The sequence below is a fragment of the Methylocapsa aurea genome (assembly GCF_000746085.1).
Taxonomy (GTDB): Bacteria; Pseudomonadota; Alphaproteobacteria; order Rhizobiales; family Beijerinckiaceae; genus Methylocapsa; species Methylocapsa aurea.
Map to the genome: position 1 here is coordinate 107192 of NZ_JQKO01000011.1, position 13222 is coordinate 120413.

At 62.8% G+C, this 13222-nt stretch carries 10 protein-coding genes; 4 read left to right on the forward strand and 6 right to left on the reverse strand.

The genetic code is table 11. The features are described from left to right. Nucleotides 1–68: 68 nt before the first annotated feature. Nucleotides 69–1358, reverse strand: coding sequence for a citrate synthase (gene gltA / locus DL86_RS09145; protein ID WP_036260531.1), 1290 nt, complete (start codon nucleotides 1356–1358; stop codon nucleotides 69–71). 376 nt (nucleotides 1359–1734) lie between these two features. Beyond that, the gene (gene gltX / locus DL86_RS09150) at nucleotides 1735–3156 is read right to left on the reverse strand and encodes a glutamate--tRNA ligase (RefSeq protein ID WP_036260532.1); all 1422 of its coding nucleotides are present in this window, start codon (nucleotides 3154–3156) and stop codon (nucleotides 1735–1737) included. 200 nt (nucleotides 3157–3356) lie between these two features. Here gltX and DL86_RS09155 point away from each other — a divergent pair, with 200 nt between their 5' ends. After that, the gene (locus tag DL86_RS09155; protein WP_084572807.1) at nucleotides 3357–5729 is read left to right on the forward strand and encodes a ComEC/Rec2 family competence protein; all 2373 of its coding nucleotides are present in this window, start codon (nucleotides 3357–3359) and stop codon (nucleotides 5727–5729) included. Nucleotides 5730–5759: 30 nt separating this feature from the next. On the opposite strand, the gene lexA is transcribed toward DL86_RS09155, so the two are convergent. Beyond that, the gene (gene lexA / locus DL86_RS09160; protein WP_036260534.1) at nucleotides 5760–6473 is read right to left on the reverse strand and encodes a transcriptional repressor LexA; all 714 of its coding nucleotides are present in this window, start codon (nucleotides 6471–6473) and stop codon (nucleotides 5760–5762) included. Nucleotides 6474–6774: 301 nt separating this feature from the next. Here lexA and DL86_RS09165 point away from each other — a divergent pair, with 301 nt between their 5' ends. Then, nucleotides 6775–7110, forward strand: a complete 336-nt coding sequence (locus DL86_RS09165; RefSeq protein ID WP_051953058.1) for an HPF/RaiA family ribosome-associated protein — start codon at nucleotides 6775–6777, stop codon at nucleotides 7108–7110. Nucleotides 7111–7258: 148 nt separating this feature from the next. Here DL86_RS09165 and DL86_RS09170 read toward each other — a convergent pair whose 3' ends face one another. Further along, complete coding sequence (locus DL86_RS09170) at nucleotides 7259–7858, reverse strand: superoxide dismutase (protein ID WP_036260536.1); 600 nt, start codon at nucleotides 7856–7858, stop codon at nucleotides 7259–7261. 270 nt (nucleotides 7859–8128) lie between these two features. On the opposite strand from DL86_RS09170, the gene DL86_RS09175 reads away from it, so the two are divergent. After that, entirely contained in the window at nucleotides 8129–9322 is a 1194-nt protein-coding gene (locus DL86_RS09175; RefSeq protein ID WP_036260538.1) for a hypothetical protein, read from the forward strand. Between the two features lie 24 nt (nucleotides 9323–9346). On the opposite strand, the gene DL86_RS09180 is transcribed toward DL86_RS09175, so the two are convergent. Then, on the reverse strand, nucleotides 9347–11479 hold the full coding sequence (locus DL86_RS09180; protein ID WP_036260540.1) for a S9 family peptidase: 2133 nt from the start codon (nucleotides 11477–11479) through the stop codon (nucleotides 9347–9349). A 46-nt stretch (nucleotides 11480–11525) separates the two neighbouring features. Continuing rightward, complete coding sequence (gene msrB, locus DL86_RS09185) at nucleotides 11526–11942, reverse strand: peptide-methionine (R)-S-oxide reductase MsrB (RefSeq protein ID WP_036260542.1); 417 nt, start codon at nucleotides 11940–11942, stop codon at nucleotides 11526–11528. Nucleotides 11943–12344: 402 nt separating this feature from the next. On the opposite strand from msrB, the gene DL86_RS09190 reads away from it, so the two are divergent. After that, nucleotides 12345–12761, forward strand: a complete 417-nt coding sequence (locus tag DL86_RS09190; RefSeq protein WP_036260544.1) for a Ros/MucR family transcriptional regulator — start codon at nucleotides 12345–12347, stop codon at nucleotides 12759–12761. The last annotated feature ends 461 nt before the right edge of the window (nucleotides 12762–13222 follow it).

Below are 13222 nucleotides of genomic sequence, written 5' to 3' on the forward strand. Positions count from 1 at the left end.
GGCGGCGTCTTCGCTCGAACCCAAATCCGAACCTGGCGCCCGTCGCTTTCGGCGACAGGCGGGAGTTCTCAGCGCTTGTCGAGGGGCGTGTAGTCGCGCTGGGGGGCGCCGATATAGAGCTGGCGCGGGCGGCCGATCTTCTGCCCCGGATCCTCGATCATTTCTTTCCATTGCGCGATCCAGCCGGAGGTGCGCGCGACGGCGAAAAGAACGGTGAACATGGAAACCGGGAAGCCCATCGCCTTCAAGGTGATGCCCGAGTAGAAATCGATGTTCGGATAGAGTTTCTTCTCGATGAAATACTCGTCGCTGAGCGCAATTCTCTCGAGTTCGATCGCGACGTCGAGCAAGGGATCGTCCTTGATGCCGAGTTCGCTCAAGACTTCATGGCAGGTCTGCTGCATGATCTTGGCGCGCGGATCGTAGTTCTTGTAAACGCGATGGCCAAATCCCATGAGCCGGAAAGGATCATTCTTGTCCTTGGCGCGCGCGACGAACTTCGGAATATTATCCACAGTGCCGATTTCCGTCAGCATTTTCAGCGCGGCTTCATTCGCGCCGCCATGCGCGGGGCCCCAGAGGCAGGCGACGCCGGCCGCGATGCAGGCGAAGGGATTGGCGCCGGACGAGCCCGCCAGCCGCACGGTTGAGGTCGAGGCGTTTTGCTCATGATCCGCATGCAGAATGAAGATGCGGTCGAGCGCTCGGGCGAAAACCGGATTGATCTTATAATCTTCGGTCGGGACCGCGAAGCACATGCGCAGGAAATTCGCGGCGTAGCCAAGTTCGTTCTTCGGATAGATGAAAGGCTGCCCGATTGAATATTTATAGGCCATCGCCGCCAGCGTCGGCATTTTGGCGATCAGGCGGAACGAGGCGACCATGCGCTGCCGAGGATCCGAAATATCGGTCGAATCGTGATAGAAGGCCGATAGCGCCCCGACGCTTGCGACCATGATGGCCATCGGATGCGCGTCGCGGCGCAGGCCCTGGAAGAACCGCGCCATCTGCTCATGCACCATCGTGTGGCGCGTGATCCGGTAGTCGAAATCCTTCTTTTGAACCGCGGTCGGCAGTTCGCCATAAAGCAAAAGATAGCAGGTCTCGAGAAAATCGCCGTGTTCGGCGAGCTGCGCGATCGGATAGCCGCGATACAGCAGGACGCCTTCGTCGCCGTCGATATAGGTGATCTCGGATTCGCAGCTCGCCGTCGACGTGAAGCCGGGATCGAAGGTGAACATCCCGGTTTGGGCGTAGAGCTTGCTGATGTCGACGACCGAAGGACCGATCGATCCGGCCTTGACCGGCATGCTGACCGTCGTGTCGCCGAGACTAAAGGAGCCGGTCGTCGCGCTCATGGATACTGCCTTCTCTAAGTTCGTGTCTTCGCCTAATTGGCGAGTCTTGTGTTCGTGGGAGGATGGAAATTCCGGTCGCAGAGTATAGATGATGCGGCGCAACACCCCTATCGCATACGCGCCGTCCATTCAAGCGCAGGCCGGGACGGCGGTTGGAGCAGAGGCGGAAGCCTGAATGCGCTAGCTTCTCGGTTCGATGCAGGGCCATCGAAGGCGCCTCGCCGACGCCTTCGCGGACAGCTTTCCCGTGAACCGCCGCCGCCTTTCAATACTTTGAATTGCCCTCTTTGCTTACCGGGCCCCGGCGTCCCCTTCGCTCAAGAATGTTCTAGCATGAAAGCAAGGAACAGGCCGTCGCGCGTGGACGAAAGCGGGGTCACCCGGCCTGATCTTGCAGCCGGCCGAGACTTTCCTCACGTCCCAGCACGTCCAGCACATCGAAAATGCCCGGCGATGTCGTGCGGCCGGTGAGCGCGGCGCGCAGAGGCTGGGCAATCTGGCCGAGTTTGATCCCGGTTTCCTGGGCATAGTCCCGCACCGCGGCTTCCGTGCTGGCCGCGGACCACTCCGACAGAGCGGCAAAACGCGGCAGCAGCGCCGCGATATGCGCCCGACCTCCGGCATCGAGAATGGCGGCGGCCTTCGCATCAACGGCGAGGGGCCGCTGCGCGAACAGAAAGGCGGCGCCGTCCAGCAATTCGATCAAGGTCTTGGCGCGCTCCTTCAGACCGGGCATGGCGGCGAGCAGCTTCGCCCGGCTCGCCGCGTCGAGCTCGAGTTTGGCGTTCTCTCCTTGGGGAAGAAAAGGGAGGGTGGCCTCAAGCGCGGCGACGAGTTCGGCGTCCTGGCTGGAGCGGATATAGTGACCATTCATGCTCTCAAGCTTGACGAAATCGAAACGCGCCGGCGAGCGCCCCACATGGGCGAGATCGAAAGCCTCGATCATCTCCTGCGTCGAAAAAAACTCCCGGTCGCCGTGGCTCCAGCCGAGCCGCACCAGATAATTGCGCAGCGCCGCCGGCAGATAGCCCATGCCGCGATAGGCGTCGACGCCAAGCGCGCCGTGGCGTTTCGAGAGCTTCGCGCCATCCGCGCCATGGATCAGTGGAATATGCGCCATGCCGGGCGCGGTCCAGCCGAGCGCCTGATAGATCTGCATTTGCCGCGCCGCGTTGGTGAGATGATCGTCGCCCCGGATGACTTGGGTGACGCCCATGTCATGATCGTCCACGACCACCGCGAGCATGAATGTCGGCGTGCCATCCGAACGCAGCAGGATGAAATCGTCGAGGTCCTTGTTGGCGAAACTCACCCGGCCCTGCACTTTATCGTCGAGGACGGTTTCGCCCTCTTGCGGCGCCTTCAGCCGGATCACCGGCCTGACGCCGGAAGGGGCCTCGGACGCCGACCGCTCGCGCCAGCGCCCGTCGTATCGGGGCGCGCGCCCCTCCGCCCGGGCCTTTTCGCGCATCGCCTCGAGCTCTTGCGGCGTTGCGTAGCAATGATAGGCATGACCCGAGGCAAGCAGGCTTTCGGCGACTTCGCGATGGCGGTCGGCGCGCCGGAATTGATAGATCGCCTCGCCATCCCAATCGAGGCCGAGCCAGCTCAGTCCGTCGAGGATCGCGTTGATCGCCGCATTGGTCGAGCGTTCGCGATCGGTGTCTTCGATGCGCAGCAGCATCTTGCCGCCTTGGCCGCGGGCGTAGAGCCAATTGAACAGCGCGGTGCGGGCGCCCCCGATATGAAGAAAACCTGTCGGGGAGGGAGCAAAACGGGTAACCACCGCATCGGGCATGAGCAAATTCCTGCACGGCTGAAAGTTCAAAACGCCGGCGAGATCCCCCGCTGGCCGTAGGCGCCGCGCCGCGTCGTGTAACATGGAAACGCCGGAAGAAAAGGGGCTTCGGCGTCGCCTCTGCCTGAAAGCGTCAAAACATATAACGAATGAAGACTTTCGCATTTTCATAAATCATGAATGCGCTTTAGACTTCTAGAATGGGGGACACAAGCGGAACAGCGATAGCCGATGGCGGCCTGACCGAAGCGAGCGGCTTCGCCGTCAAGCTCCGCGGCCGGCTTGCCCGATTGCGCGGGCAATTTGCTCAGGCTTTTGAAACCGAGGTCGCGCTTCGCCGGCTGTTTCTTTGGCTGCCGGTCGCCGCCGGCGCGGGCGTCGTATGCTATGTCTACGCTGACCGCGAACCCTCCTTGTGGCTGGCGGCGCCGGCTGCCGCCGCGCTGGCGGGTCTCGCCTATCTGGCGCGCGAGCGCCGAGTCGCCTTTTGGATTCTCTGCGGCCTATGCGCTTTTTTCGTTGGCGAACTCTCAGCGGCATGGCGCACCGCGCGCGTCGCGGCCCCCGTCGTCGGCGGAGTCAGGATCGCGACGGTCGAGGGCTTCATCGAGCAAATGGATTTCCGCCGCACCGGCGCCCGCTTCATCTTGCGGGTCCATTCGGCGGCCGGACTGACGCCCGAGGAAACGCCCTTCCGGGTCCGGCTTTCGATGCGCCGCGCGCCGCCCTTCGATGCGGGCGCCTATGTGCGCCTCAAGGCGCGGCTGCTGCCGCCGGCGCGCGCCAGCCTCCCCGGCGGCTATGATTTCGCCAAGGACGCCTGGTTCGCGCGGCTTGGCGCCGTAGGCAATGCGCTCGGCCGGATCGACGTGGCGACGCCGCCGGCCGCGCCCGGCTTGGCGCTCGGTTTCGCGATGGCGATCGATCGCGGCCGAAACGCCCTGGCGCGGCGCGTCGATGCGATCGTTGGCGGCGACGCCGGGGCGATCGCGGCGGCCATGGTCACCGGCAAGCGCGATCTGCTGTCCGATCAGGCCAAGGAGGTGATCCGCGAGGCTGGAATTTTTCACATCATTACGATTTCGGGCGTCCAGATGACGCTGGTCGCCGCGATCTTTTTCGTCGGCTTGCGCCGGCTTCTGGCCTTGAGCCCGACGCTCGCCTTGCGTTATCCGATCAAGAAATGGGCCGCCGGACTCGCCATGGCCGGGGCGATTTTCTACGATATCGCGACAGGTTCGAGGGTCGGCACCGAACGCGCTCTATTCATGACCTTGATCATGCTCGGCGCAGTTCTTTTGGACCGCCAGGCGCTAACCATGCGCAATCTCGCGTTCGCCGCCTTGATCGTCATCTTGATTGAGCCGGAAGCCATCATGGGCGCCAGCTTTCAATTGTCCTTCGCGGCGGTGGCGGCGCTGGTCGCGGTGTACGAGGCGCGCATGGCGGCGATCGCCCGCGAGCGCGACGAGCCATTTCTGCTCGCGGCGCGGCCGGTCAAAGGCGAGCGGAAGCGCTTGTTCTGGGACGCTGTATTCCGGAATCTGCGGCAGGGCCCCGGCGGGGTCCTGTTCGCGACCTTTTGCGCGACCTCGGCGACGGCTTCCTTCATGGCCTATAATTTCCACGAGCTGAGCCCCTATGTGCTGATCGGCAATCCGCTAACCTTGACCGTCATCGAGATTTTCGCGGTTCCAGGCGCGCTCATTGGCGCGCTGCTCTATCCGCTTGGGCTCGATCCCTGGGTCTGGCGCTACGTCGGCTTAGGGATCGACGGCATCATGTGGGCGGCGCGGACGGCGGGAGGGCTGCCCGGGGCGACGATCCATCTGCCGGCCTTCGCGCCTTGGGCGATCGTCTTTCTCACGCTCGCAGTGCTGTGCGCGGTGTTGTGGCGGACCGCGCTCTTCCGCGCCATGGCGCTGCCGCTTGCGGCGATCGGACTTTGCGGCGCGGCGGCGGGTCCTACTTTCGACATCGCCGTGCCCGCCACCGGCGACGCCGTGGCGTTGCGGGGACCGGATGGCCGGCTGGCGGTCATCGGCGCCCGTCCCAGCGCCTTTTCGGCCGAACAATGGCTTCGCGCCGACGCCGACGGCCGCCCAGGCGCGCGAGCGTTGCAGCGAACCGGCTGCGATGGGATCGGCTGCATCGGGCGCCTGCCCGATGGGCGGGCGGTCGCGGTCGTCCTCGACAAGCGCGCTTTCGCCGAGGATTGCCTGCGCGCGGATATTGTCGTTACGCCGCTGTTCGCGCCAACCGGCTGCGCCGCCAAACTTGTGATCGATCGGGACAGGCTCAAGCAAACCGGCGCGCTCACCTTATCTAACGCGAAGGAAGGATGGCGAATCCGCACTGCGCGGGCCGAGGATGAGGATCGGCCATGGTCGCGCGCGCCAAAGCGCCGTTGGGGCCGCAGCGCGCCGATCGCGTTCGGCGAGACCTATGCGCCAGCGCAATACGTTCGGCAGGAGTCGAGCCAAGCATCGAGTCAAGCGCCGGCGCCGGATCCCTGGCGGGAAGCCGCGCCGTTATATGCAGCTGAGGCCGATGACGCTTCGCCATTGGAGTAGCGCCGGCGCCCCGTCCCATGCGCGAACGCGTCAATATTTGCGAATGAGGCTGACGAGCTTGCCTTGGATGCGGACGCGATCCGGGCCGAAAATTCGCGTCTCATATGCGGGATTGGCGGCCTCCAACGCGATCGACGCGCCGCGCTTGCGCAGCCGCTTCAGCGTGGCCTCTTCATCGTCGATGAGCGCGACGACGATGTCGCCGGTTTCGGCGGTCTCCTGTTTGCGGATCACAACGGTGTCGGCGTCGAAAATTCCGGCCTCGATCATCGAATCGCCGCGGACTTCGAGGGCGTAATGCTCGCCCTGGGGCAGCATTTCAGGCGGCAGGCTGATTGTGTGGCTGCGGTTTTGCAGAGCGGTGATAGGCGTGCCCGCGGCGATCCGGCCCATCACCGGGATGGCGACAATGGAGCGGCCGAGATCGTCATCGGCGGCGCTGGGCGGCAGAGCGCGGACGCGCCCGAGATTGCCCTCGATGACGCTTGGTTCGAATTTCTTGCCCCGGTTGATCTCGGGCGGCGTCGAGGAGCCGGGCAATCGCAGGACTTCCAACGCGCGGGCCCGATTGGGAAGGCGACGAATAAAGCCGCGCTCCTCAAGCGCGATGATCAGCCGGTGAATGCCGGATTTCGAGCGAAGATCCAAAGCGTCCTTCATCTCGTCGAAGGAAGGTGGAACCCCGGTCTCCTTCAGGCGCTCGTGAATGAAGCGCAATAATTCGCTTTGCTTCTTGGTCAACATAGACTTGGCCCTTCTTGCGAACCGCGAACGGCGCCCCGAATCAACAGGGTTCGCCAGTTGGCGCACCCTGTCAGATGAATCTGCACAAATAGTGAACGTACGATATCTGTTCGTGCTGCGTTCCGCAAGAGCGTCAACGCATTTTTCGGGCGGAGACGCGTCCTTTTCCAGGAAGGTTCGGCGGGAGCTGGGGCGTGGAACTTACCGTCCGGCCGAATGTTGAAATCCTAGCCAGCGCGCGGCGCGTTTTAGAAATCGACCGGCGCGTTTGGCTGAAATTTCATTCGGGGAGTAAACAGGCATGGACAGACCGCTGCAAATCGTCTTCCGCGATATCGAGCGTTCGGCGTCTTTGGCGAGGCTCATTCGAGAAAAGGCGCAGCGCCTCGAACATTTCTATTCTCATATCATCGGCTGCCGGGTGGTGGCGGAAGGCTTCCCGCATGGGAGTCGGGCGGTGAAAAAGCCGCTCGCGATCGCCGTGGAGATTGAAGTGCCCGGCCGGCCCAAGCTCGTCGCCAGATCGCAAGCCGCCCCGCATGCCGGAATGGGCGGGGAGAACGTGATCAACCGCGTCTTCGACGCCGCCAGACGCCAGCTCGAGGATCTTGCCGCGATCGTGCATCGCCGATCTTGAGGCGAGTCAGCTCCGCTGATTGACCGCGTGCGTTTGAACGCACGCGGTGGATTGGGGGCGTCCGAGGCTTGGCCGTCGAGCCAAGACCTTGGTCGCCGAGCTTGGTCGCGTGCGGTCTTGTCCGCGACGAAGCAAACCAAGGGAAATGCTACTTGATCGCGGCGGCGTAGCGTTCTTCGACATATTCCCAGTTCACGAGATTGTCGACGAAGGCCTTGAGATAGTCGGGGCGGCGATTGCGGTAGTCGATATAGTAAGTGTGCTCCCAGACGTCGACCGTGAGGATCGGCGTCGCGCCCTGAACCAGCGGGTTTTCGGCGTTTCCGGTCTTCGAGACGATGATCTTGCCGTCCTTGACCGCCAGCCAGGCCCAGCCCGAACCGAATTGGGTCACGCCGGCCTGAACCAAGTCTTCCTTGGCCTTGTCCACCGAACCGAAACTGTCGACGAGGGCCTTTTCCAAAGAGCCGGGAATTTTCCCGCCGCCGTTCGGCTTGATCGACTTCCAATATTCGGAATGGTTGTAATGCTGCGCCGCATTATTGAAAAGCGGGACATTCTTGCCGTGGGTTTCCTTGACGACCTCCTCCAGGGATTTCCCCTCCAGGCCGCTATCCTTCAGAAGGTTGTTGGCGTTGGTCACATAGGTCGCATGGTGCTTGTCGTGATGGTATTCGAGCGTCTCCTTGGAAAGGTAAGGCGCAAGAGACTCGTAGGGATAGGGGAGGTCAGGCAGAGTGAACGACATTGAAGGCTCCTGAAATAACGATATGCGGCCGCCAAAGGCGGCGCCTTGGCTGGTGGCGCGGGCTCCATAAGTAAACGGCCTTGCGCAGCGCAGCAACCGTTCCGGCTGCTAACTTTAGTTGTGTCATATTATATCATTTGCGATTAAGGCGGCGCAGTCTGGCCGGCCTTTGAGGCCGGAGGAATTTGCAAGCGCTTGTTTTGCAGCTAGCTTGGCGCGTTGGCCAATCGGCTCGGCCCTCGACAGGAAACAACGCGTGGATAGGGGAAAATGAGCTATCTTGTTTTCGGCCTCGGGCTCCTGCTCTCGTCTTGCGGCGCCTATGCCATCTATTTCGGCTATGGAATTATCGCGGTCGAGCGCGGCTGGGCCAGCGTCATCGCCGGCGCGATGGCGCTTTCCTGCGGCGTCGTGACGATCGCGCTCGCGTTCATCTTGCGCCGTCTCGCCAAGTTACAGGCCTTGCTTGTCGCGAAAAATCAACTCAAGCCGGTTAAGGGCAAGAGCGGGTCTGGGCGCGAGGAGAGCCTGCCGCGCCTAGACGATGCGCCCGCCGTCGATGCGGAACAATTCGCGTTCCCGCCTTCGGGGGATCCCTGGAGCAGCGCGCCGTTCAGCGCGACCCATGTCGGGCATCTCAGCGAAGCGGATCAGAATGCCTCGGCGCCGCCCGCGGCAACTGCGGGCCTTTATCGCGAGCGCGCCGAAGCAGCGCCGCAGCCAGAATTTCCTGATATCGCGCCCAGTGCTTCTCCGAACATCTCGCGCGCGTCGATCGAGGACGTGCGCCGGGTCGTCGCCGAACGGCTTAAGAATGCATCGTCGACGCAGGCCAGGCGCGCTTCCGGCGCGCAAGAGGCCGCCGGAGCCCTGCGGGGACCGCTTGCCGAGGCGGCGCCGGAGCGCGTTTTTGGCGGCGCCGCGGAGCCGGGTCGCTCCGTCGGCGCGCCCATTGACGAGGTCGATAGCCCGCGCCCGGTCGAACCCACGCCGCTGCGTCGCTTGGGCGCCAATGCGCCAGAAGGCGGGGTAGCCGGAACGGCGCCAATCGCCGCCCCCTTCATTGCGCGCGCGAAAATCGAGGAGGCGACGAGCGCCGACCAGGCGCCGCCAGCGATCAATGCGCTCCCGAGGGAGACCTATGCGTCGCCCGCGGAAACCCGCGCGCCGCCCGCCGAGACCGGCGCGCCAGTCACCGTCTCCGAAGGAGATTTCCTCTCGGTTGGGCCGCAGTTCCTGCGGCGGCAGGTCTCGTCCGACGCTGCGTCGGACGCCGCCGCAGAGCCTGCGTCATCAGGCCCGTCGCTCCAGGACGCAGGCAAGCCGGCCATCGTCGGGCGCTATCAATCCGAAGGCACGTCCTATGTCATGTATGCCGATGGATCGATCGACGCCCAATCGGCGGCCGGCGCTTTCCATTTCGAGTCCATGGCGGAACTCAAAGCCTTTATCGAAGCCCAATGAATTCGGCCGGGGTCGTCGCGCGTCTCAAGCCAAAGCGGGTTCAGGCGTCGCCGCGTAGCGTCCTTCGACGCAGGCCAAGGCGAAAGCAAATTGCAGGGCTATGTCCTCGAGATGCTCGAACCGTCCTGACGCGCCGCCATGCCCGGCGCCCATATTCGTCTTCAAGAGGATCGGGCCGCCTCCGGTCATCCGCTCGCGCAAGCGCGCCACCCATTTGGCCGGCTCCCAATAGGTGACGCGGGGATCGGTGAGGCCGCCAAGGGCGAGAATTGGCGGATAGCGCTTGGCCGCGACATTGTCATAGGGCGAATAGGCGCGGATCGTCGCGAAGGCGGCTTTGTCCTCGATTGGATTGCCCCATTCGAGCCATTCGGGCGGCGTCAACGGCAGGTCGGCGTCGAGCATCGTGTTCAAGACGTCGACGAAAGGCACGTCGGCGATCACCCCGGCGAAAAGCTCGGGCGCCATGTTGACGACCGCGCCCATCAGCATGCCGCCAGCGCTGCCGCCCTCGGCGACGATTCGTCCCTGGCTGGTGTAGCCGGCCGCGATCAAATGCCGGGCCGCCGCGATGAAGTCGGCAAATGTATTGGGTTTTTTGTCTAACTTGCCGTCAATATACCAATGCCAGCCTTTGTCCGTTCCGCCGCGGATATGGGCGATGGCGTAAATGAATCCGCGATCGACCAGGGAGAGGCGGTTGGCGCTGAATGACGCCGGCATCGGCGAGCCATAGGCGCCATAGCCGTAGAGCAGAACGGGCGCGGAGCCATCGAGGCGCAAGTCGGCCCGGTGGAGGAGCGAGACCGGGACCTCCTCGCCATCCGCCGCGATCGCGAACAGCCGACGCGTTGCATATTGCGCGGGATCGTGACCGGAGGGCACGATCTGCCGCTTGCGCAGGCGGCGTTCACGGGTTGCGAAATGATAGTCGTAGGTCTCCCTTGGGGTCGTCATCGACGAATAGGTGAATCGCAGCTCGCGGGATTCATATTCGAGACGTTCGCCGAGGCTAAGATGATAGGCCTCCTCAGTGAAGGCGATGGCGTGCTCCGCGCCGCTCTCGAAATGCCGGATTGCGATGCGCGGCAGTCCGGCCTCCCGTTCGAGGCGCACGAGATAATCCGGATAGAGCGCCGCCTTCACGATCATCCGGCCGCGCTGGTGAGGAACTTCGTCGACCCAGAAAGCCTTGCCAGGGGTCGCCAAGGGGGCGCTGGCGATCTTGAAATCCTCGGCGCCATCGGCATTGGTGCGGAAATAGAGCCTGTCGCCGCGATGTTCGACCTCATAGCGCAGCCCCGCCGCGCGCGGCTCGACGAGGCGGGGCCTCGCGGCGGGATCGTGAAGATCGAGCAGATGGCACTCGGATGAATCGTGATCGCTGACGACGATGATCGCGAAGGCGCCCGACTGGCTGCGCCGGACATGCAGGAACCAGCGGGAATCGCGTTCCTCGAAGATGAGGACGTCGCTCGCGGGATCGGTTCCGGCGACGTGCCGGAAGACCTCGGATGGTCGGTGGTTCTCGTCGACCCGCACATAGTAGAAACCGCTCGAATCGGCCATCCACACGAAGCCGCCATCGGTATCGACGACGGTCTCCGCGCCATCCGTTCCGAGGGCGAGATCGCGGACCCGGATGGAATGGAGCTCCGAGCCCTTCTCGTCGACGCTCCAGGCCAGCTTGGCGTGATCGGGCGAATGGCGAACCTCGCCCAGCTCGAAAAAGCTCTTGCCGGCGCCCTGCTCGTCGCCGTCCAAAAGGATCTCTTCCTCGCCGCCTGCCTGCGTGGCGCGGCAGAAGAGCGGGTGCTGGCCGCCTTCCCTGTGGCGGGAATAATAGAGCCAGGGACCGTCGGGGAGAGGAACCTCCGCGTCGTCTTCCTTGATGCGGCCGCGCATCTCCTTGACGAGGGTTGCCCGCAAACCTTCCTCCGGAGCGAGAACCGTCCGGGCGAAAGCGTTCTCCGCCTCGATTACGGCGCGAATGTCGGACGGAAGCGCAGCAGGGTCGCGCAGGACCTCCTGCCAGTTCGCCGCCTTCAGCCAGGCGTATTCGTCGCTCAGCGCGACGCCATGCACTATCCTTTGCTCCACCTGTTTGGGGATGGCCGGCGGGGGCGAGGGCGGATTGTCAGGAGCCTGCCCAGTCATGGGGCGAGGCTCGCGGCGACGAGAGAAGCGAGAGAAGAATGCATGATCAGGCGTCCGCGGGGGTGAATTTCAGGGCGCAGCCGTTCATGCAATAACGCAAGCCGGTCGGCTTCGGCCCGTCCGGGAAGACGTGGCCGAGATGCGCCTCGCACCGCGCGCAGCGGACTTCGGTGCGGCGCATGAAATGCGAATTGTCCTCATGCGCCTCGACGGCGTCCTCGGCCACCGGCCCGTAGAAACTCGGCCAGCCGGTGCCTGAATCGAACTTAGTCTTGGCGTCGAACAGGGGCTCGCCGCAGCAAACGCAGGAATAGAGCCCCGGCTTTTTCTGATCCCAGTTCGGACCGGTAAAGGCCTGCTCGGTGCCGTGTTTGCGAGCGACTTCAAATTGCTCTGGCGTAAGTTGAGAGCGCCATTCGGCCTCGCTTTTCGAGATCTTCTCCTTGGCCGCATCCTTTGTCATGGCTTCGCTCCTATCGCTGCAAACTATTCCAAGGGCGGCGCCATCGGCAAGCCGTCTTGCGGGGCCGCGATCCTCAAACTGCGCGATCAGTCATATGGGGAGGAATCCCTCGCGCGCCAGGACAATCAATCTGTAACGCCGCCTTTATCAGCTCTGCGTTCATTTGCTCGAATCGGCGTGAAGAAGGTTTTTTTTCTTGAAAACAATAAAGTGAGTTCATAGCTACTTGCAGATACGAAGATTCGGTCTTAGAAAAGAAAAATGTTCTTACGGGTCGATTCGCGAAGGTCGCTTAAAGGAACTTTTGTTTGGTGGGGTCTTGCCGCCACATGCGGAAACCATGGGGTCGCTCTTTGACCCACATTCCATCGGTGGCGCCTTCTACTCGGGATATTGAGCGCTATGAGCGAGACGTCGGGTTCTAACAGTTACATAGAGCTGGCCGCCGACATTGTGTCGGCCTATGTCAGCAACAATTCAGTGCCGGCGAGCGATCTTCCCTCGCTCATCAATGAGGTTCACTCGGCATTGCTGCGCGTTACCTCGGGGACTGTGGTCGCTGCGGTCGAAGTGCCAAAGCCGGCGGTGCCCGCCAAGAAATCGGTGACCAACGATTTTCTCGTTTGTCTCGAGGACGGACGAAAGTTTAAGTCCTTGAAGCGGCATCTTCGCACGCAATACAATATGTCGCCGGACGAATACCGCGAGAAATGGGGTCTGGCGCCCGATTACCCGATGGTCGCCCCAAATTACGCCAAGGCGCGCTCCAATCTCGCCAAACAAATGGGCCTCGGGCAGCAGCGCCGGCGCGTGCGCTAGCATCCCGATCGACGGATAACTCCCATCGATCGGGGCTAAACAAGTGGCTGGCTCTTTGAATTTGGCGGGCCGAAGCGGTTTTGAGGCGCGGGGCAAAGCGTCAGGATTGGGCCATTGGCCTGTTCATGCGGTTTCGCTGCAGCGCAGGGCGCCTAAGATCTGCTTTTATTACGCCGATCCGTCAGAGCATGATTGCTTCAAAGCGAAGCGATTATGCGGTTGATCTTTTCGCTCTGACGCATGATCTTCCCTAAAAAGTCTGTTGCTTTTCCAGACCGCGTTCGCGTCAGCCGAAGCGGAGACCGGCTCGCTTGATGCGAGCGCGAAAAGCAAAGAGTTCGCCGATTTCTCATTTCAGCGGACCGGAAAGATCTTTGGAGCTGGCGCGAGAGCTCCTTCCGACGCGCTTATTGGCGAGTTGAAGTGCGCCAGTCCAACGCTTGGCGTTGTCCAACAACCAG